The organism is Stenotrophomonas sp. P5_A9 (genome assembly GCF_056400525.1).
This window is the reverse complement of sequence record NZ_JBFULC010000002.1, coordinates 1-19,540: the sequence shown is the minus strand read 5'-3', so window position 1 is coordinate 19,540 and position 19,540 is coordinate 1. Positions and strand designations below refer to the sequence as shown.

At 67.1% G+C, this 19,540-nt stretch carries 16 protein-coding genes and 1 pseudogene; 8 read left to right on the top strand and 9 right to left on the bottom strand.

All coding sequences use genetic code 11. The features are described from left to right. Nucleotides 1-73: 73 nt before the first annotated feature. Nucleotides 74-508, top strand: a complete 435-nt coding sequence (locus tag AC1DR7_RS00845) for a PepSY domain-containing protein (RefSeq protein ID WP_457318319.1) — start codon at nucleotides 74-76, stop codon at nucleotides 506-508. 75 nt (nucleotides 509-583) lie between these two features. Here AC1DR7_RS00845 and AC1DR7_RS00840 read toward each other — a convergent pair whose 3' ends face one another. The 3 genes from AC1DR7_RS00840 to AC1DR7_RS00830 form a co-directional block, all read right to left on the bottom strand. Then, the gene (locus AC1DR7_RS00840) at nucleotides 584-1,090 is read right to left on the bottom strand and encodes a hypothetical protein (protein WP_256774741.1); all 507 of its coding nucleotides are present in this window, start codon (nucleotides 1,088-1,090) and stop codon (nucleotides 584-586) included. A 105-nt stretch (nucleotides 1,091-1,195) separates the two neighbouring features. Then, nucleotides 1,196-2,407, bottom strand: a complete 1,212-nt coding sequence (locus AC1DR7_RS00835) for an NAD(P)/FAD-dependent oxidoreductase (RefSeq protein ID WP_478052844.1) — start codon at nucleotides 2,405-2,407, stop codon at nucleotides 1,196-1,198. 4 nt (nucleotides 2,408-2,411) lie between these two features. Next, nucleotides 2,412-2,906, bottom strand: coding sequence for a lipocalin family protein (locus AC1DR7_RS00830; RefSeq protein WP_256774739.1), 495 nt, complete (start codon nucleotides 2,904-2,906; stop codon nucleotides 2,412-2,414). A 178-nt stretch (nucleotides 2,907-3,084) separates the two neighbouring features. Here AC1DR7_RS00830 and AC1DR7_RS00825 point away from each other — a divergent pair, with 178 nt between their 5' ends. Both AC1DR7_RS00825 and AC1DR7_RS00820 read left to right on the top strand, forming a co-directional pair. Continuing rightward, nucleotides 3,085-3,333: a hypothetical protein gene (locus AC1DR7_RS00825; RefSeq protein ID WP_457318317.1), complete on the top strand. Its 249-nt coding sequence runs from the start codon at nucleotides 3,085-3,087 to the stop codon at nucleotides 3,331-3,333. A 146-nt stretch (nucleotides 3,334-3,479) separates the two neighbouring features. Next, nucleotides 3,480-5,876 (top strand): DUF3772 domain-containing protein, encoded by a 2,397-nt coding sequence (locus AC1DR7_RS00820; RefSeq protein ID WP_478052848.1) that lies wholly within the window; start codon nucleotides 3,480-3,482, stop codon nucleotides 5,874-5,876. A gap of 104 nt (nucleotides 5,877-5,980) precedes the next feature. Here the strand turns inward: AC1DR7_RS00820 and AC1DR7_RS00815 are convergent, their stop codons facing one another. Next, the gene (locus AC1DR7_RS00815; protein WP_256774737.1) at nucleotides 5,981-8,083 is read right to left on the bottom strand and encodes a phosphoglycerol transferase I; all 2,103 of its coding nucleotides are present in this window, start codon (nucleotides 8,081-8,083) and stop codon (nucleotides 5,981-5,983) included. Between the two features lie 266 nt (nucleotides 8,084-8,349). Next, nucleotides 8,350-9,990: an ABC1 kinase family protein gene (locus AC1DR7_RS00810; RefSeq protein ID WP_457318330.1), complete on the bottom strand. Its 1,641-nt coding sequence runs from the start codon at nucleotides 9,988-9,990 to the stop codon at nucleotides 8,350-8,352. A gap of 181 nt (nucleotides 9,991-10,171) precedes the next feature. Here AC1DR7_RS00810 and AC1DR7_RS00805 point away from each other — a divergent pair, with 181 nt between their 5' ends. After that, nucleotides 10,172-11,110 carry a DUF808 domain-containing protein gene (locus AC1DR7_RS00805; protein WP_256774878.1) on the top strand — a complete coding sequence of 313 codons (939 nt, stop codon included), beginning with the start codon at nucleotides 10,172-10,174 and terminating at the stop codon, nucleotides 11,108-11,110. 141 nt (nucleotides 11,111-11,251) lie between these two features. Here the strand turns inward: AC1DR7_RS00805 and AC1DR7_RS00800 are convergent, their stop codons facing one another. From AC1DR7_RS00800 to AC1DR7_RS00790, 3 genes are read right to left on the bottom strand one after another with little or no spacing between them, the layout of a single operon-like run. Continuing rightward, nucleotides 11,252-11,914, bottom strand: coding sequence for a hypothetical protein (locus AC1DR7_RS00800; RefSeq protein WP_457318315.1), 663 nt, complete (start codon nucleotides 11,912-11,914; stop codon nucleotides 11,252-11,254). A gap of 10 nt (nucleotides 11,915-11,924) precedes the next feature. After that, entirely contained in the window at nucleotides 11,925-12,446 is a 522-nt protein-coding gene (locus AC1DR7_RS00795; RefSeq protein ID WP_457318314.1) for an RNA polymerase sigma factor, read from the bottom strand. Nucleotides 12,447-12,503: 57 nt separating this feature from the next. After that, a complete protein-coding gene (locus tag AC1DR7_RS00790; protein WP_457318313.1) occupies nucleotides 12,504-14,066 on the bottom strand; it encodes a GGDEF domain-containing protein in 1,563 nt (520 codons plus the stop codon). A gap of 148 nt (nucleotides 14,067-14,214) precedes the next feature. Here AC1DR7_RS00790 and AC1DR7_RS00785 point away from each other — a divergent pair, with 148 nt between their 5' ends. Continuing rightward, entirely contained in the window at nucleotides 14,215-14,847 is a 633-nt protein-coding gene (locus AC1DR7_RS00785; RefSeq protein WP_457318312.1) for an NAD(P)H-binding protein, read from the top strand. Nucleotides 14,848-15,682: 835 nt separating this feature from the next. Here AC1DR7_RS00785 and AC1DR7_RS00780 read toward each other — a convergent pair. Continuing rightward, nucleotides 15,683-15,865 (bottom strand): annotated as a pseudogene (locus AC1DR7_RS00780) (2-oxo acid dehydrogenase subunit E2); the annotation flags it as partial. Between the two features lie 113 nt (nucleotides 15,866-15,978). Here AC1DR7_RS00780 and AC1DR7_RS00775 point away from each other — a divergent pair. The 3 genes from AC1DR7_RS00775 (at nucleotide 15,979) to AC1DR7_RS00765 (ending at nucleotide 19,219) form a co-directional block, all read left to right on the top strand. Further along, nucleotides 15,979-16,857 carry a tryptophan 2,3-dioxygenase gene (locus AC1DR7_RS00775; RefSeq protein ID WP_256777584.1) on the top strand — a complete coding sequence of 293 codons (879 nt, stop codon included), beginning with the start codon at nucleotides 15,979-15,981 and terminating at the stop codon, nucleotides 16,855-16,857. Nucleotides 16,858-17,099: 242 nt separating this feature from the next. Further along, nucleotides 17,100-18,602 (top strand): peptide MFS transporter, encoded by a 1,503-nt coding sequence (locus AC1DR7_RS00770; protein WP_256777583.1) that lies wholly within the window; start codon nucleotides 17,100-17,102, stop codon nucleotides 18,600-18,602. A gap of 8 nt (nucleotides 18,603-18,610) precedes the next feature. Next, nucleotides 18,611-19,219, top strand: a complete 609-nt coding sequence (locus tag AC1DR7_RS00765) for a thioredoxin family protein (RefSeq protein ID WP_457318310.1) — start codon at nucleotides 18,611-18,613, stop codon at nucleotides 19,217-19,219. Nucleotides 19,220-19,540: the final 321 nt, after the last annotated feature.

Below are 19,540 nucleotides of genomic sequence, written 5' to 3'. Positions count from 1 at the left end.
CTCATGGTCCGCTTAAGCGGGCTTGCCAGACTGGCGGTGCCGGAATCGACCGGCGTCCTTCTGGAGTCCCCCGATGAACAAGCTGATCCTCGCCGCCGCCCTGGCCACCGCGCTGGTGTCCACCCCGGCCATGGCCGCCGAACTTACCGCTGCCGATGTGCAGGCCAAGCTGCGTGCGGCCGGCTACACCCGGGTGCACGAACTGGAGCGCGATGACGGCCTGTGGGAAGCGGACGTGACCCGAGCCGATGGCACCTTTGAAGAAGTGATCGTGGACCCGGCCACCGGCGAGATCTTCGACCCGCGCGGCAGCCGCGCGCTGCTCGACGCCGGGCAGATCCTGGACCTTGCCGGCAAGGCCGGTTTCACCCGGATCGAGTCGTTCGAACGCGATGGCGCCACCTGGAAGCTGGAAGCCCGCAACGCACGCAACCAGCGCGTGGACGTGCGCATGAGCGGCCATGACGGCCGGGTGCTGTCGAGCAAGCGCGACGGCTGGTGGGACTGAGTCCCCGTCATGCCGGTGGCGGATATGCAAACGGCCGGTTGCCCGGCCGTTTCGGCATGCCCGTGACGCGGGCGCTTACCAGCCGCCGCGCGGCGGGTAATCCCAGTAGCCCGGGCCCGGGCCGTAGCCATAGCCGCCATATCCACCGTAGGGACCATAAAACCCGGGACCCTTGCCTTCGCTGACCCGGATGTTGAGGTTCATGTTGTGGGTCTTGCCCTCATCGGTGGTGTAGTTCTTGTTGAGGTTCAACTCGGCCGCGTTGTAGTGCGAGTTGCCGCCCTCCTTGGAATAGCCGATGCCGGTGGTGACGCTGCCGTTGACCCGCAGCTTGTCATCGGTGACGTTGGCGATGCCATTGCCGGCGCCGGGATCGCTCAGGCGGCGGCCGCTCTTGTCGCCGTAGAACGTGCCGGGCGGGTCGCCGCGCAGCGAGCCGTCGCCCAGGTACTGCATCGGCGCGGAGGGCACGGCCAGGTTGAGGTCGGTGGCCGACTGCGGGCCGGTCGCTCCTGCCGCGGACTGGGCCAGGACGACGCCGGGGGCAAGCAGGCACAGCAGCAGCGATAGCGAGCGGATCATGGTGGGGCTCCGGAACGGGCGGGCAGCAGGCAGGCCGCCGACAGCGCTGACGCTAGCACCGGCTGCTTGAACGATGCCTGTCATGGCACCGGCTGCCCGGGAACTTTACTCCAGCCGTCCGAACCCGAACAGCGCGGCCAGCGGGTGCCGACGGCGCTCGATCCGGGCGCGGAGCAGGCCGGCGCCGATCATCGAGTAGGTGATGCCGTTGCCGCCGTAAGCCATGGCGAACAGGACCCGCGGCCCCCACTGTGGGTGCGCGCCGAAGAACGGCAGCCCGTCCTTGGTCTCGGCGAAGGTGCCGCCCCAGGAGAACGCCGGTTGCAGCGGCAGGTGCGGGAACAGCTTGGCCACCTGCTTGAGCAGGGTGCCGGTCTTGGACTGGACACGCCGATCGCGCCGGGCCGGGATGTCGATGGCATCGTCTTCCCCGCCGATCAGCAGCCGATGGTCGCCGGTAGTACGCATATACAGGTAGGGCCGTGCCGACTCCCAGACCATGGTCTGGGCCAGCGGCCCGAGCAGCGCCGGGTCGATCGGGTCGGTGATGAAGGCGTAGCTGCTGCGGTTGCGCGCCACCGATGGCTTGAGCCAATGCTGGCTGGCGTAACCGGCGGCCATCACCACGTGCCTGCAGTGGATCTGCATGCCGTCGGCGGTGCGCGCGGTGACCCCGCGGCTGGTGGGAGTGAGCGTCTCCAGCACGGTACGGTCGTACACCCCGCAGCCGCGCTTCTGCAGCCGCATCAACAGCCGGTAGGCGAGCCGGTACGGGTCCACGCGCGCGGCCAACGCACTGAGGATGGCGCCGGGCGCGTTGATACCGAACTCATGCCCCACCGCGTCCTTTTCCAGCCAGCGCACCCCGAAGCCATGCTTTTTGCGCAGCAGGTATTCCTCGTGCAGCACCGCGTGGTGGCGCCGCTTGCTGGCGTAGTAAAGGCTCTGCATGCGATGGCAGTCGACACCGGTGAACGCACCGGCCACCTCGCGCAGTGCCGGGATCGCATCGGCGCAGGCCTGGTAGGCCAGCACCGCCGCCTTCTCGCCGTACTGCTCGGCAAGGTCGACCATGTGGGTGTCGATCTCGTACTGCAGCAGTGCGGTACTGGCCGCAGTGCTGCCCCAGCCGACGTCGCGCTGCTCGATCACGGCCACGTCGTGGCCGTTCGCGCACAGCTCATCGGCGATCAGCGCACCGCTGATGCCGCCACCCACCACCAGGACCTCACACCTCAGGTCCTGTTCCAGCGGCGGGAAGGCGTGCATCAGCCCGTTACGGACCGCCCAGAAGGGATAGCCGCTCTTGAGATCCATGCGCTCAGGCCGTCGGTCGGCCGGTGTGCGGGGTGTGGATCAGCGGGGCGAGGTCGAAACCCTGCTGGCGCGCCTGGGCCAGGTAATGTTCCTGGGTGGTGGTATCCAGCGTAGGCGTACGCGCAAGCAACCACAGGAACTTGCGGTCCGGGCTGCCGACCAGCGCCACGCTGTAATCGGGCGCGACCTGGATGACCCAGTAGTCGCCCTTGGTGAAGGGGATCCAGCGCAGGCCCTTGGGCAGGAAGCTCACTTCCAGCCGCGCGCTGTCGTTGTCGACCGGGCAGGCCTCGCCCTCGGCTTCCTCGATCTCGTCGCCGAGCCGGCAACGGTTGAGTACGGCGACGTGACCGTTTTCCTTCAGGCTGTAATGCGCCGACACATCGGTGCAGTCCTCCGGCTCATGCTTCATCGGCAGGCGGGCGATTTCGTACCAGGTGCCGAGGTAGCGCGGCAGCTTGAGGTCAGGGACGGTCTTGAGGTCGGCGTGAGTGTTCATCGAAGGCAGCTTGTGAAGGTCGCCGCCACGATGCCGGGTCCGCTGCCACGGCCGGGTGAAGCCCGGGCGAATGCGCCGTGGAGAACGCTGCGTTGCCGTTGCGTCATGCATTGCTACGGGCGACGGCGCTATGGTGTGGGTCGGCACAACGCCGGTTTTCCATGCATGGGAGGTGTGGATGTATCAGGTGATCCTGCTCAAGAGCGACAGCAGTTTTTCGCGCGGGCACTGGGAAGCGGTCGACGACGTGGTCGACCATGAAGGCGTGACCTACTCGCTGCGCGCCGGCCCGCGCCAGCCGTTGCCCACCGACCACGCATGGGACCCGGTGGCGGTGTATGCACCGGAGGAAATCAGCGAAGAGGAGTTCCAGGACTGGTACACCCAGCTGCAGCCACAGGTCGAAGAGCTGCGCCTGAAGTACTGACGGCGGCGGCCCGGCGGGGCCTCTACCCGCTGTGAACAGGGCGCGGTTTATAGTTCGCGCAGGCGCGGTGGTCCGCGCGAACCTTGCGGTGCACCGGCTTGTCTTCCCGTCTTTTCCGATCGTTGCGGCGGCCACTGGCCTTGCTGATGTTGTGTGCCTGGCTGGGCATGGCGCCGCTGGCCATGGCCCAGGCCGATGAGGCCACCGATGCCGATCCCATCGCCCAGCTGGCCCAGGCCGACAAGGACCTCAAGCAGATCCAGGCTTCGCTGGACGATGCCGATACCCGCGACACGCTCAAGACCCTGTCCGACCGCGCGCTGGCCGTGCAGCGCGACGCCGATGCCGCGCGCAATGCGCTGCAGCCGCAGCTGGACCAGATGGACGCGCGCGTTGCCCAGCTTGGGGTTGTGCCCGAAGGCACCGTCGAAGCACGCGACATCGCGTTGCAGCGCAAGGCCCTGAACCAGCAGCGCAGCGACATCGCCTCGGCGATCGCGCGGGCCAAGCTGCTGGCTGGCGATGCCAGGCAGCTGGGCACGGATATCGAGAAGATGCGCGTCAGCCAGTTCAGCGAAGAACTGGCGCGCAAGGTCAATTCGCCGCTGTCGCCGTCCTTGTGGAAACAGTTCGCCACCCATGTGCCGGCCGACTATGGGCGGCTGGTGTCGCTGTACCGGCAGGGGGAAAGCACCGCGCGCAAGGCGATCGCCGAGCATGGCTGGGCGGCGCCGCTGACCGGGCTGGGGGTGGCGCTGTTGATGTTCTTCCCGTTGCGCTTGTGGCTGCGCGCGGCCGGGCGCCGTTATGCCGCGTCCGAGCGCGCGCCGGACGGTCGCCTGCGTCGGTCCGGGCTGGCGGTATGGCTGCTGGCGGTCGGGACACTGCTACCCGGTTTCGCGGCCGTGGTGCTGGTGGCCGCGCTGGAATCCATCGGGGCGATCCCGCCGCGGCTGGAGCAGTTGGCGCAGCATTTCCAGGTGGCCACCTTCGTGGCGGCGTTCATCGCCGCGCTCAGCGCGTGCCTGCTGGTGCCCAGTCGGCCCTCGTGGCGCCTGCTCACCCTGGATGACACGGCGGCGTGGCGCCTGCGCAAGTACGCCTGGGGCGCGGCCGGCCTGACCTGGCTGAGTATCCTGCTGGTGGAGATCAACCGCGCCTCGCGCACCAGTGCCATCACTACGGTGGCGGTGGACGGGCTGATCGCGATCACCTACATGGCGTTGATCATCGCCATCCTGGTGTCGCTGGCGCGCCTGCATCGGCGCCAGACCGACGAAGCCCAGGCCAAGCTGGATGCGCAGGCCGAGTCGGGCGCCAAACCGAAGGCGCCGCCGCGTCGCAGCGGCTGGATCGTGATCGCGCGGCTGGCCGGGCATGTGGTGGTGGCCGCAGCGGTCATTGCCACCCTGCTGGGCTATCTCAATTTCGCGCTGTTCGTGGCCCAGCAACTGGTCTGGGGCGCGGTGGTGCTGCTGGCCGCCTCGCTGCTGCTGAAATTCGCCGACGACCTGGCCACCTGGGCACTGTCGCCCACCAGCCGGGTCGGGCAGAGCATCGTGCTCACCACCGGGCTGACCGAGGCGCGCGTCGAACAGGCCGGCGTGCTGCTGTCGGCGGTGCTGCGCATCGGCGTGATCGTGCTGGCGGTGCTGGCGCTGGCTGCGCCGTTCGGCAACCTCAATGCGTTCTATGGCGGGCTGGATTCGCTGTCCAACGGGTTGACCATCGGCAGCACCACGCTCAAGCCCAGCAGCGTGCTCTACGCGGTGCTGGCGTTCCTGGTGGTGTGGGCGGTGATGCAGGCCTTCCAGAACTGGCTCACCGAGACCTACCTGCCCAAGACCGAACTGGACGCCGGCGCGCGCAATTCGATCAGCACCGTCACCCGCTACCTGGGCATCATCACCGCCGTGCTGTGGGGCCTGACCGCCCTGGGGATCGGCTTTGAGAAGCTGGCGCTGGTGGTCAGCGCGTTGTCGGTGGGTATCGGCTTCGGTCTGCAGGCGATCACCCAGAACTTCGTCTCCGGCCTGATCCTGCTGGCCGAGCGGCCGGTGAAGATCGGCGACTGGGTCAAGCTGGGTGACCAGGAAGGCGACATCAAACGCATCAGCGTGCGCTCCACCGAGATCCAGGTGGGGGACAAGTCGACGCTGATCGTGCCCAACTCCGAACTGATCACCAAGACCATCCGCAACATGACGATGGGCAATGCGCAGGGCCGCATCCAGATCCAGTTCTCGCTGCCGCTGAGTACCGACGTGGCTGCCGTGCGGCAGATCCTGCTGGACAGCTATGCCGAGCACGTGGCGGTGCTGTCCGACCCGGCCCCGTCGGTGTTCATCGATTCGATCGCCAACGGGCAGATCGCGATCAACAGCTTCGCCTACGTGTCCGGCCCGCGCGCGGTGTATGGCGTGCGCAGTGATCTTTACTTCACGATGCTGCAGAAATTCGCCGCTGGCGGGATCGCGTTGTCCTCGCCGACCGATATCCATTTGGTGCGCGACCCCACCGCCCCGCGGGAACCTGAGGCGTAAGCGGAAGGCGGTGACGCATAAGCGGAACTTGGTGGTGCCGGCSGCTGGSCGGCAATCGCKTGRTGCGGGGTGGGTCGGGAGCCGGCCAGCGGCCGGCACTACCGTCAGCCGCGGTTGCCGCGTCGCGACGGGACCAGCGCGAAGTTGTCCACGGCCAGCTTCTCGGCGTGGTTCAACCACGCCCGGATTTCCAGGTCGTCCACTTCGTGATCCAGGCCGAACGGTACGCTGATGCGGCCCTCCGCGTCGGGCTGCACCCACTGCTGGGCCACCACCACCTTGCGCTGCGAGGACACCGCTTCAATCCAGAAGCCACGGTCCGGCGACTGCTTGGCCACGAACTGCAGCATGTACTGGCCGGCGCGGGTGCGACGGCCCTTCTGGGTGATCATGTGCGCCTGGCGGATGCTCGGACGTGGCCCGTTGAACGGTTCCAGCGGGCCATCGACGGCGAAGCCGCTGCGCAGTGCGTCATCGCGATACAGCTTGATGCCCTTGTCGCGGTTGACCAGCATCGCGCACCAGTCGCCATCGGCCGAGCCATCCTCGAAGGCGGTGCAGCGATCGACATAGGCCAGCGTGTTGGTCGGATCGGCCTGGTCGAACTGCTTGGAGGTGTTCTCCAGGTACACCGATTTCAGGTCGAACTGCTTGTCGTATTCCAGCAGTACCGGTGGCTGCACATGCTGCAGGCCGATCACCACCTGGTTGTCCTCGTCGATGCGCAGCTGGCGGGTCTTGTCGCCCAGCCACAGCGAGCGCGAGAACGCCAGGTAACGTGGATAGTCCTTGCCGTTGTCGCGCAACGCCGCCGCGCTGGCACTGTCGGTGCGCTTGGGGTCCAGCAGCGAGCGGCCAAAGCCGATGGCGTTGATGTCCGGCTGGAGCATGCTGAGCAGGGTGGCGCCGGAATCCAGCGTGGAACCGGGTGCGGCGGCCAGCTGGCGCGGGGCGATGTCCTTGCCCAGGAACAGCAGCAGGTTTTCACGCTTCTGCTTGGCCAGGATATGGCTGAGATCGTTGGGCATGGCCAGGTGATCGGAGGCGATCACGATCAGCGTGTCCTCGCCGTACGGGCTGGCCTGGATGCGATCGACCAGCTTGGCGATCAGACCGTCGGTGCACTTGAGCGCGTTGAGCATGCCGATGTTGCCGTACTCGCTCTGGTAACGGGTGCGCTTGCACGCCACCGGCAGGTGCCCGGCCGGGTGGTGGGTGTCCATGGTCAGGGTGGTCAGCATGAACGGCTGGCCCTGCCGGGACAGCTGCACGAAACGATCGTAGGCCTTGTCCAGCAGCACATCGTCATGCACGCCCCACGGCGAGAAGTGCGAACGTGCCACCTTCTGCTTCTTGAACCACGCCAGGTCGTCGACGGTGTCGAAGCCATGCGTGGCCAGGAACTGGCCCTTGCCGGCGAACTGCCCGTTGGCGCCCCCCAGGTAATGATTGGTATAGCCCTGCTGCTTGAGATAATCGCCCAGGCAGACCGCTTCGGGCAGGAAGCTGCCCATGCGGCCCATGCTGTTCTCATCTTCCTTGGCGGTGGTCAGCGGCACGCCGCACATCGATGAGACCAGGCCGGCGATGGTCCAGCCGCCGCCTTCGGCCGATACCAGCCCGCGCACGTCCAGCGCCTGGCCGGCGAGGCGATTGAGGTTGGGCATCAGGTCGGGGAAGGTGGTCTCGTCCAGATACGTGCGCTCCAGGCTCTCGCCGTAGATCCACACGATGTTGCGCGGCTTGGTCAGCGCCTGCTGCGGAATGCGGTACTCGGGGGCGATGACGGTGTAATCCACCGGGCGCATCTGCAGGTAGAGGCGCTGGCCGTCGCTGTAGAGCGGGCTGACCAGGATCGCCAGCAGCCACATCGCGATGAACCCGCCGAACACGGCCTTGCCGTGCGTGTTGCCGTGCCAGCGCTGGAGACGGGGCACCGCCAGCGGCAACAGCGAGAGCAGTGCCAAGACGATGAACCCGGCGATGTAGCCCTTGAAATCGGCGACACCGGCGCCTTCCATGTCCGCGCCCAGGTGGTACAGCGTGGCGGCGTTGAGCCCATCACCGGACAACTTGTTGATCAACCACCAAGCGCTGAGCGTGAGCAGCAGCAGCGACATCAGACCGGCCTTCCACCATACCCACGTGCGTGATGCGAGCAGCAACCAGGTGAGCAGCAACAGGGACAGCAGCAGGATCCAGATCATGGGCAGCTTCGGCAGTGGAGACAGGTGGTGATGGACGTCATGACGACGTGATTTCCCATCCGACCGGCTGTCCAACCACACTTGCATGACAGACCGATGACCCGATCATGCCTGCACGAACCTGACTGAAATGTTTGTTCAAAACGACATGCGCAGCGCTACCGCGCATCGTGTTTCAGCGTGTAAAACGCGCGTGAAAGTTCGCGCGCGGCAGCGCCGCGCTCAGCCGTGTTCCATTGGACTGATGAATGCGTGAGACGCGTGGTTCAACGATGCCCGCGTTCTTCCTTGGAGCGCGCACGACGGTCGAAGATCAACGCACTGAGGATGATGCCAAGGCCCAGCGCCACGCCAATGAACATCAGGGTAAATGCGATGGCTGGGTACCCGAACAGGTGCCAGCCCGTATCCACCTTCATCATCATCGCCGCAGCCAGAATCAGCGCCGCGGTGATGATGCCGGCCGACACACGGTTGGCGATCTTCTGCAGGTTCTCCATCAACCGTGATTCTTCCAGCCCGGTGACTTTCATCTGCAGCCGGTTCTCGGCGAGCAGCGCGAGGATATCGGACATCTTGCGCGGGCCTTCGCGCAGCAGCTGCTGCATCTCCATCGCCTCGCTGGCCAGGTTGGCCGCCGACAGCGATTTCTTCAGCCGCGCGCGCATCACATGCTGCAGCTGCTTTTCCACGATGCGGCGGGTGTCCAGGTCCGGCGACAACAGCCGGCACACGGTTTCCAGGTTGAGCAGCGCCTTGCCGAGCAGGCTCAGCTCCGGCGGCGTACGCAGGCCGCTGGCGGTGGCGATGCGGACCAGGTCGAGCACCACGCGGCCTTCGGAGTAGCTGGTGTTGGCCGCGTAACGCGCGATCATCTGCCCGGTCTCGCGCAGGTAACGCTCCTCGTCGAAGGATTCCAGCCGCGTGCTGATGCCGATGATCTCATCGGCCACTTCCTCACCGCGGCCGTCCACCGCGGCGAACAGCAGCTTGAGCAGGCGCTCGCGCAAGCGGGGCGGCATGTGCGCGACCATGCCCAGGTCGAAGATCGCCAGCCGACCTTCGGGCGTCACGCGCAGGTTGCCCGGATGCGGATCGGCATGGATCTCGCCATGCACGAAGATCTGGTCGACATAGCCGCGGATCAGCGCGGCCGCCAGCGGCGCCATCGGCTGCTCGGTGCGGCGCACGTCGGGAATCATGTCCACGCGCACGCCGTGGGCCAGTTCCATGGTCAGCACGCGGTGGCTGCAGTAGTCCCACACCGGTTGCGGCACCCACAGCGGCTTGAACGGCTTGAGATGCTGGCCAAAGCGCTGCAGGTTTTCCGCCTCGGCCTGGTAGTCCAGCTCCTGCATCAGGGTCTTGGCGAACTCGTTGAGCCAGTCGCGCAGGCGCACGCGGCGGCCGACCTGGGTAAGGTGGTCGGCGGCCAGCGCGAAGCTGCGCAGCACGTCCAGGTCCGAGCGCAGCTGCGCGGCCACTTCCGGCTTCTGTACCTTGACGGCCACCTCGCGGCCGTCATGCAGTTGCGCGCGGTGCACCTGGGCGATCGAGGCGCAGCCCAGCGGCACCGGATCGAAGCTGGCAAACAGCTTGGACACCGGCGCGCCCAGTTCCCGCTCGATGATGCTGGCGATGCGCTCTACCGGGATCGGTGCCACCTTTTCCTGCATCCGCTCCAGTGCGGTGGCGAACTCCACCGGCACCATGTCCGGGCGCGTGGAAAGCATCTGGCCGAGCTTGACGAAGGTGGGGCCGAGCGATTCCAAGTCGGTGACGAACTGCTCCGGGTTGCCTTCCGGCGGCAGGTCGTGCATCGCCCGCGCATCCAGGTTCATGCCCGAAAACACCCCGGAATGCCGGTAACGCAGCAGTAGGCGCAGGATCTGGCTGCGGCGGTTCATGCCCTTGACCAGCGACGGCGTACCAGGGGCGACAGGCGTGGTATTCAAGCAGGGCTCCAGCAGGGGGATCACCGGCAGTGTCGCCGGGACGGGGTGGTGGGCCGGTGAATCCGCCTGGCGCTATCGCCCCGCGCCCCGGATCGGGCAGAATCCACGCTCCCGCTTGATCTATTGGATTGCCATGGCCGGTGCCAGCCTGTTCGCGTTGCTCGATGACATTGCCGCGCTGTTGGACGATGTGTCGGTCCTGACCAAGGTCGCGGCCAAGAAGACCGCCGGCGTGCTTGGCGACGACCTGGCGCTGAACGCGCAGCAGGTGACGGGTGTCAACGCCAACCGCGAGCTGCCGGTGGTATGGGCGGTGGCCAAGGGCTCGCTGGTCAACAAGGCGATCCTGGTGCCGGCCGCGCTGGCGATCAGCGCGCTGGAGGCCTGGCTGCGCGGCAAGGGCTACCCGGTGCCGATCGTGGTGCCGCTGATGATGATCGGCGGCGCGTTCCTCTGCTACGAGGGCGTGGAGAAGCTGGCGCACCGCTTCCTGCATTCGCAGGAAGAAGATGCCCAGCAGAAGGCCGAGCGGGTCAAGGCGCTGGCCGATGAAAAGGTGGACATGGTCGCGTGGGAGAAGGACAAGGTGAAGGGCGCGGTACGCACCGACTTCATCCTGTCGGCCGAGATCATCGTGCTGTCACTGGGTGTGGTGTCCGCTGCGCCGTTCCTCAACCAGGTCACCGCGCTGGTGATCATCGCCCTGGCGATGACGGTGTTCGTGTACGGCCTGGTGGCCGGCATCGTGAAGCTGGACGACGTCGGCCTGTACCTGTCGCGCAAGGGCGCGGCGCTGGCGGCGATCGGCCGTGGGCTGCTGGTGACCGCGCCGTGGCTGATGAAGTTCCTGTCGGTGGCCGGGACGGCGGCGATGTTCCTGGTCGGTGGCGGCATCCTGGTTCACAACGTGCCGGCGCTGCACCACCTGGTACAGGCACTCGGTGGTGAAGGCCGCTGGGGCTGGYTGGTCAACGCGCTGGGCAACATGGTGGTTGGCGTGATCGCCGGTGCCATCGTGCTGGCGGCGGTGATGGGGTTCCAGAAGCTGCGCGGGAAGAAAGCGGCGCATTGAGGGTGAGGCCGCCGAGCAGGGCTCGGCGCTACCGGTGGGGGCGGGGGATTGATCATCATTCCGCGCCCGGCGGCGGATGCCAACCGCAGGGCGATGCGCTAATCGAAGCGGCGCTTGTCTGGATGCGGCGCGATGGCGCCGTCAGCCGGCGTTCCAGTCGCGCACGGCGGCCAGTTCGGCGTGTGCCCGGGCCAGGCGGCGGCCGGACAGCGCATCGATCGCCCGCTGCAGGCGGGGCGACTGCGGGTCGCGCTGCAGCCAGCGGCGCGCCAGTACCAGCAGGGCGATCATCATCGCCGTCCCTGCCACCAGCGACACCAGCAGCCAGCGCGCGGCGAACACCGACAGGTCCAGGCCCCACGCCTGCCACGCGATCAGCACCGGCACCGCCAGCCACAGCCAGCACCACGGCAATCCCAGCAGCAGTTCGCCGATAGCGGTCTGCATGCGCAGCAACGCCAGCTGCCGGGACTGCTGCAGCACCGGCTGGTCGGGCTGCAGCTGCCCGCGCAGGTGCAGCCGCGCCGCGCTGGCGATGATCACTGCCACGCTGTAGGCGTGCAGCGCCACCGCACTGACCATCACCGCCAGCGGCGGCTGCTGCCACCAGACGCTGCCGCAATAGATCGACAGCGCCAGCCAGAACAGCAGTTGCATCACCTGCACCGCACTGAACGCCGACAGCTGGCGCTGCGCGGCATGCTGCCGGTGGCGGCGCCACGCGTTCAGCGCGGCGCTCGCCTCGCTGTCGTCGGCCTCGTTGCCGGGCTGGTTCCACAGCTGCTTGAGTGGGTCGGTATGCATGGCGGTGGCCTCAGGCGATGGGATTGAAGCGCGCGCGCAGCTGCTGGCGCAGGCGGTGCAGGCGGGTGGAGACGTTGGCGCTGCTGATGCCCAGGATGTCGGCGATCTGGCGGTGGTCGTGGTCGTCCAGGTGCAGCAGCATCAGCGCCCGATCCAGCGGCGGAAGCGTGCGTATGGCGATTTCCAGCTGCTGCACGGCGTGCTGTTGCTCGGCCGGTGCGGTGTCGTCCACCGGCAGGGTGTCCTCGTCCAGGACCGCATGGTGGCGCTGGCGCAGTTGCTGCCGGCGCAGCTGCGAGATGGCCACATTGAGCGCCACCCGGTACAGCCAGGTGGAGAAGCGGGCACGGGCCGGGTCGAAGCTGTCGAACGCGTCCCAGGCCTGCACGCTGATGTCCTGGATCAGGTCGAGCCGGTCTTCCTGGTGCGCGCAGTAGCCGCGTGCGATCTTCAGCACGATGCCACGGTGCTGGTCCAGCAACGCGGCGAAACGGAGGCGCGGGTCGCGGGCGGCGGCGTTGTTCATGTCCATACCCGGATGATTCGCACGGACGCGCCGGTTATCACAGCGCGTTGCGGGACGCGTGGCTCATCGGGGCGCGTCGGCGGCCTGCACGCGGTTCTTGCCGACCCGCTTGGCCGCGTAAAGCGCCGCGTCGGCGCGCCTTAGTAGGGCGTCGGCGGGTTCGTCGGCCTGCCATTGCGCCACCCCGGCGCTGAAGTGCACCGGTACGCGGGTCTGGTCCAACTGCAGCGGGCGCTGGGCCAGCGAGCGTTGCAGCCGCAGCAGGGTGGACATGCTGTCCGCGGCCGGGGTTTCCGGCAGCAGCAGCACGAACTCGTCGCCGCCGATGCGGGCCAGCGCGTCGGTGCTGCGCAGGTGCAGCTGGCAGACCGCGACCAGGTGGCGCAACACCGCATCGCCGCCGGCATGGCCGTGGGTGGCATTGGTCTGGTGGAAATCATCCAGGTCGATCAGCGCCAACGCCAATGGATGGTCGTGGCGACCGGCCCGGGCCAGCTCGCGTTCGATCAACTCCTCGAAGCCACGGCGATTGAGTGCGCCGGTGAGGGGATCGGTGCGGATCAGCCCGGACACATCGCGCAGTTCCTGCTCCAGCTCGGCAATGCGCTGTTCGGCCTGCTCGACCTCGCGGCGTGCGTTGCCCAGATGGTCGCGCGCCTGCAGCGCCTGCTCCTGCACGCGGCCGGTGTCCTGCAGTACATCCTGCAGCAGCTGGTTGAGATCGGCGATGCTGCGCGCCTCCTTCAGGGCCAGCGCATAGCTGCTGATGCGGTCGTGGTACTCGCCGGTACTCACCGCCATCCCGTCCAGCCGCTCGATGAAGCCGCCCATCAGGCCCTTCATCGCCGCCTTGGATTCGCTGATGCCCTGCTTGAGCAGGCCCTGCTTGTAGATCACCTCGCGCAGGTTGATGCGCGCCTGTTCGACCGAGTCGCGGTCCAGCGGGCCGCCGATCAGCTCGCGCACGGCGTGGATCTGGCCGTGCAGCCAACTGCTGTCATCGAGCAGCTCGCCGATGTTGTCCAGCAGCAGGTCGAACAGGCTCAGCAGCAGTTCCTGCTGTTCCTGCCAGCCATCGCTGCGTACGCCGATCTGGTGCGACAGCTCGCGCAGGCGCAGTTCGATCGGCTGCAGCGGCTGGCCGGGATGCCAGTGGCGCAGGTCGGCGGCAATCAGCGCCGGCTCCTCCTTCAGCTCGGGCATGTTCTGCAGCAGGCTGGCCACGGTCACGCCCAGCGTGTGCCGCAGCAGCTCGCGCAGGCGCAGGCTGTCGGGCTGGCCGTCGGGCGTCTCCTGCTCGATGGTGCGGATGTACTTGTCGATCAGCTGGCGCATCGCGCGGCCGTAGCTGACCCAGTCGGCGCTGCGCTGCGCCGACTGCAGGCGCAGGCCCATGTCGCCCAGTTCGCCGGGCAGGGTGGACATGCCATTGGCGAAGGCGGCCAGCAGCGGCTCGGGGCTGTCGATGCCGGCGAACAGGCGCTGCAGCATCGCGCTGCTGCCGCCCTTGGGGCCGGGTGCGTCACCGCCGAGGGTGTCGATCACGCGGGTCTCGGCCTGTCGCCGCGACAGCAACCGGCCCACGGCGGTGCCGGGACTGGGAGGAGCGTCGTGCGGGTCGGTCATGCGGCAGATCCTTGGCGGATGACCGGCGGGGTGCGCCGGGGCGAGGGGAGGTGGGAACAGTATCGGCGCGGGGCACGCCGGCTTGAACGCCGGGGCCGCCACACCCGATATGCCACGATGGTAGGCAATCTGACGGCAGGAGCGTGCGATGAAGGTGATGCTGGTAGGCGCGACCGGGCTGGTCGGTGGGCAGGTGCTGCAGCAGTTGCTCGATGATCCACGCTGCGACGCCGTCGTGGCCCCGACCCGGCGCGCGTTGGCGCTGGCCGATCCGGCGTTGCACAACCCGGTGGTGGACTTTGATCGGTTGCCGGTCGATGCGTCCTGGTGGGCGGTGGATGCGGTGATCTGCGCGCTCGGCAGCACCATCAAGCAGGCCGGCAGCCGCGAGGTGTTTGCCCGCATCGACCATGACTACCCGCTGCAGGTGGCCACCCTGGCGCAGGCGCATGGCGCGCATGCCTTCGTGCTGAATTCGGCAATGGGCGCGGATGCGGATTCGCGGATCTTCTACAACCAGGTCAAGGGCCGGCTGGAGCAGGATCTGCGCGGCCTCGGCTACCCCTCGCTGACCTTGGTGCGGCCGGGACTGATAGGCGGCGACCGCGCCGAACGGCGTACCGGAGAGCACTTGGCCAGCCTGGTGTTGGGTGCGCTCAGCCCGGTCCTGCCGAAGGCGTGGCGGATCAACCCGGCCGAGAACATCGCCGCGGCCATGGTCGAGGCCGCGCTGGTGCCGCGTGCGGGTGTACACATCGTAAGCTCGTCGGACCTGGCCTGAAGGTAGGCGCAAGCCCCTGTAGAGCCGAGCCATGCTCGGCAGAAGCCCTACACGGAAGCCACACGCCGACGCGAAGAGCAGCCGAGCATGGCTCGGCTCTACCAGGGTTGGCGTCGCGGCAGGCCTGAAGGTACGCGCAAGCCCGGTAGAGCCGAGCCATGCTCGGCAGAAGCCCTACACGGGAGCCATGCACCGGCGCGAAGAGCAGCCGAGCATGGCTCGGCTCTACCAGGGTTGGCGTCGCGGCTGATCTGATGGTGCGCACAAGCTCCGGTAGTGCCGAGCCATGCTCGGCAGAAGCCCTACATGGAAGCTATACGCCGGTGCGAAGAGCAGCCGAGCATGGCTCGGCTCTACCAGGGTTGGCGTCGCGGCTGGTCTGATGGTGCGCAAGCCCCGGTAGTGCCGAGCCATGCTCGGCAGAAGCCCACCACGGAAGCTGTAAGCCTGCGCGAAGAGCAGCCGAGCATGGCTCGGCTCTACCAAGGTAGGCGTCGCGGCAGGCCTGATGGTGCGCATAAGCCCCGGTACTGCCGAGCCATGCTCGGCAGAAGCCCTACACGGAAACCACACACCGACGCGAAGAGCAGCCGAGCATGGCTCGGCTCTACCAGGATGGGCGTCGCGGCAGGCCTGATGGTGCGCACAAGCTCCGGTAGTGCCGAGCCATGCTCGGCAGAAGCCCTACACGGGAGCTATACGCCGGCGCGAAGAGCAGCCGAGCATGGCTTGGCTCCACCATGATGGGCCTCGCGGCTGGCCGACGATAACGGCCACGTGGCGGCGGCTTTATCCTTGCATGGTGCCTTCCGACTCACGGACCGCAGTTACCGCATCAGCTCGCCAACACCAGGTCGTCCAGCACCGCGCGCAGAAAGCGCGCCGCTTCGCCGCCGATGGCGGCGCGGTGGTCGAGGGTCACCGACAGCGGGATCACCTTGTGCGCTTCCACGCTGCCCATCTCCGGGGTCATCCGGTCGCGGGCCCGGCCGGCAGCGCCGATCGCCTCGCCCGGCGGCCCACGCGCGCGAAAACCCGGCGCGCGGCTGTACCAGACGCCGGCGTAGGGTGCCGCCCGCCCGGGAGCGCATGCTGTGCGCTACCCTTTGACCCCCTCATTTGGCCCACGCCATGTCCGTCGAGAAGAACCAACGCGACCTCGAAGCCGGTATCCACACCGATCTGGAGGGACGTCTGACCTATGGCGGCTACCTGCGGCTGGACCAGCTGTTGAGCGCCCAGCAGCCGCTGTCCAACCCGCCGCACCACGACGAGATGCTGTTCATCATCCAGCACCAGACCTCCGAGCTGTGGCTGAAGCTGCTGGCGCACGAGCTGCGTGCGGCGATCGGGTTCCTGCAGCGCGACCAGGTGTGGCAATGCCGCAAGGTGCTGGCGCGCAGCAAGCAGGTGCTGCGCCAGTTGACCGAACAGTGGTCGGTACTGGAGACCCTGACCCCGTCGGAGTACATGGGTTTCCGCGACGTGCTGGGCCCGTCCTCGGGCTTCCAGTCGCTGCAGTACCGCTACATCGAGTTCCTGCTGGGCAACAAGAACGCGCAGATGCTGCAGGTGTTCTCGCATGACCCGGCCGGGCAGGCGCAGTTGCAGGAGGTGCTGGACGCGCCGAGCCTGTACGAGGAATTCCTGCGTTACCTGGCGCGCTTCGGCCATCCCGTCCCCGCTGCCTACCAGGGCCGGGACTGGCAGCAGCCGCACGTGGCCGACGATGCCCTGCACCCGGTGTTCGAGCGGATCTACCAGAACACCGACCGGTTCTGGCGCGAGTATTCGCTGTGCGAGGACCTGGTTGACCTGGAGACCGCCTTCCAGCTGTGGCGCTTCCGGCACATGCGCACGGTGATGCGGATCATCGGCTTCAAGCGCGGTACCGGCGGCTCCAGCGGGGTGGGGTTCCTGCGCCAGGCGCTGGAACTGACCTTCTTCCCGGAGCTGTTCCAGGTGCGCACGACCATCCGCAACGACGATCCGATGCCGCCGGACGCCTGATCCGACAGTCCTGCCAATAAGCCTATTCATATTTACCGGCCGCATCCGCCGTAGGGTGCGGCAGCCCCCGCCGTTGCTGCGCTGGCGGGGCCGGACCGGTGGTTGCAGATGCAAGTTCAGCGACCGTGCCGGCAGTTGCACGAATCGGCGTGTATTTGACGTGAACGCCGTTGTTCTGGGATTCTCCCGCGCTGCTTCGCACATCGGACGTGCATGTCTTCCACCGAACCCAGGAATCCCGCATGAGCGTAGACACCGCCGCGACATCCGTTCCCGATCCGGCGCTGCCGGAGTTCAAGACCACGTTGGGCCATCCGCGCCCGTTGTGGATGCTGTTCATGACCGAATTCTGGGAACGCTTTGCGTTCTACGGCATCCGTTGGGCGCTGGTGCTGTACATCGTGTCGCAGTTCTTCGAAGGCGACTCGGCCGGTCAGGCTGCCGCCAGCCGCACTTACGGCGCCTACCTGGCGCTGGTCTATGCCGCGGCCATCTTCGGTGGCTACGTCGCCGACCGGGTGCTGGGGTACCAGCGTTCCATCCTGACCGGTGCGGTGATCATGGCCGCCGGCCTGTTCATGGTCGCCATGCCGAACAAAGAAGTGTTCGAGCTGGGCCTGGCCACGATCATCATCGGCAACGGCCTGTTCAAGCCCAACATCTCCACGATGGTCGGCAAGCTGTACGGCCTGAAGGATGAGCGCCGCGACTCGGGCTTCACCATCTTCTACATGGGCATCAACATCGGCGCGATGATCGCCCCGGTGCTGACCCAGTACCTGGCCGAGCAGGTCTTTGGTACCCAGGCGATGCCGTCCTACAAGATGGTCTTCATCGCCTCGGGCATCGGCATGCTGATCAGCCTGGTGTGGTTCTACATCGGTCGTGCCGGCCTGAAGGGCATCGGCGCACCGCCGGTGGGTGCCGAAGGCTTCGGCCGCATCATCATGGTGCTGGTCGGCTCGATCGTCGCCATTCCGGTCGCCTATTTCCTGCTGTCCACCGGCGCCACCGCGCTGGCTTGGATCCTGGGCGTGATGTTCATCGCGCTGGGCGTGCTGCTGCTGGTCGAGGGCATCCGCGAGGGCAAGGTGCAGCGTGATCGCGTGATCGCCATGCTGATCATTTTCGTCTTCAACGTGATGTTCTGGATGTTCTTCGAACAGGCCGGCAGCTCGTTCACCTTCCTGGCCGACCAGATCGTCAACCGCAACCTCGGCGGCTGGACCTTCCCGACCGCGTGGTTCCAGTCGGTCAACTCGGTGGCGATCATCACCCTGGCCCCGATCATCGCCTGGATCTGGATCAAGCTGGGCCGCGCCAATCCGTCGATTCCGCGCAAGTTCGGCCTGGGCCTGCTGTTCAACGGCGTGGCGTTCGCGCTGCTGATGCTKGCGCTGTCGAGCATGGTGGTGGACGGCAAGATCCCGTTCTGGACGCTGTTCATGGTCTATGTCATCCAGTCGGTCGGTGAGCTGTGCCTGTCGCCGATCGGCCTGTCGATGGTGACCAAGCTGGCCCCGGTGCGCCTGGTCGGCTTCGGCATGGGCGGCTGGTTCCTGTCCACCGGCATCGGCAACAACCTGTCGGGCATTTTCGCCGGCGTGGTCAGTGGCGAAGGCGGCATGACCGTGGCGTCGGCGCTGAAGGGCTACACCTTCGGTTTCTGGGCGTTGATGATCTCCGGCGCGCTGCTGTTCCTGCTCGCCCCGCTGATCAACAAGCTGATGCACGGCGTCAAGTGAGGTCGGTGATGCGCATGAAGATGGGGTGTGCGTCGATGATCGTGGCGGGCCTGCTGTGCGCGTGCGCGCCATCGTCGGCGCCCACGGCCGGTCCTGCGCAGCCGCTGGATACCCGCGAGCAGAAGCCGCCGGTCGCGGATCCCAGCGCACCGGTGGCCTCGGGCAACACGCCGGCCGCGGCCGATGTGGCGGCCATCGCCGCGCTCAACGCGCAGTTCGATCCGGGCCGCGATCCGGTCGCCGACCTGGCCACGGCCAAGGTCGAGGCCAAGCGGGGTGGCAAGCGGATCGTGCTGGACGTGGGCGGGGAGTGGTGCTCGTGGTGCCACCTGATGGATGCCTTCATCGAAGGCGATGCGGAGATCCGCAGCTTCCGCGACGCCAACTTCGTGTGGATGAAGGTGAACTACAGCGAAGACAACGAGAACGCGGCGTTCCTGTCGCAGTTCCCGGCAATCAAGGGCTATCCGCACCTGTTCGTGCTCGATGCCGACGGCACGCTGCTGCATTCGCAGTTCACCGGCGAGCTGGAGGCCGACAAGGGCCAGCCCAAGGGCTACAACCGCACGCGGTTCTTCGCCTTCATGAAGGACTGGGCGCCACCCAAGGCGCCATGACCGAAAAAGCCGCGGATTCCGCGGCTTTTTTTTGGTTTTTCACCCTATGCGGGGCAAGCAGACGTGTGCTTTGACCCCTTCCAGGCGCGGCGGTCGGTGGGTCGGGCGCTGGGCCCCATGCCCTTTCCGGCGACGCCCCCGGCCGCGGGGCGGCCTCCCCCTTGATTTCGCCTCCAAGGGCATGGGAGCCCAGCGCCCGACCCACCGACCGCCGCGCCTGGAAGGGGTCAAAGCACACGTCTGCTTGCCCCGCATAGGGTGAAAAACCAAAAAAAAGCCGCGGAATCCGCGGCTTTTTCGGTCATGGCGCCTTGGGTGGCG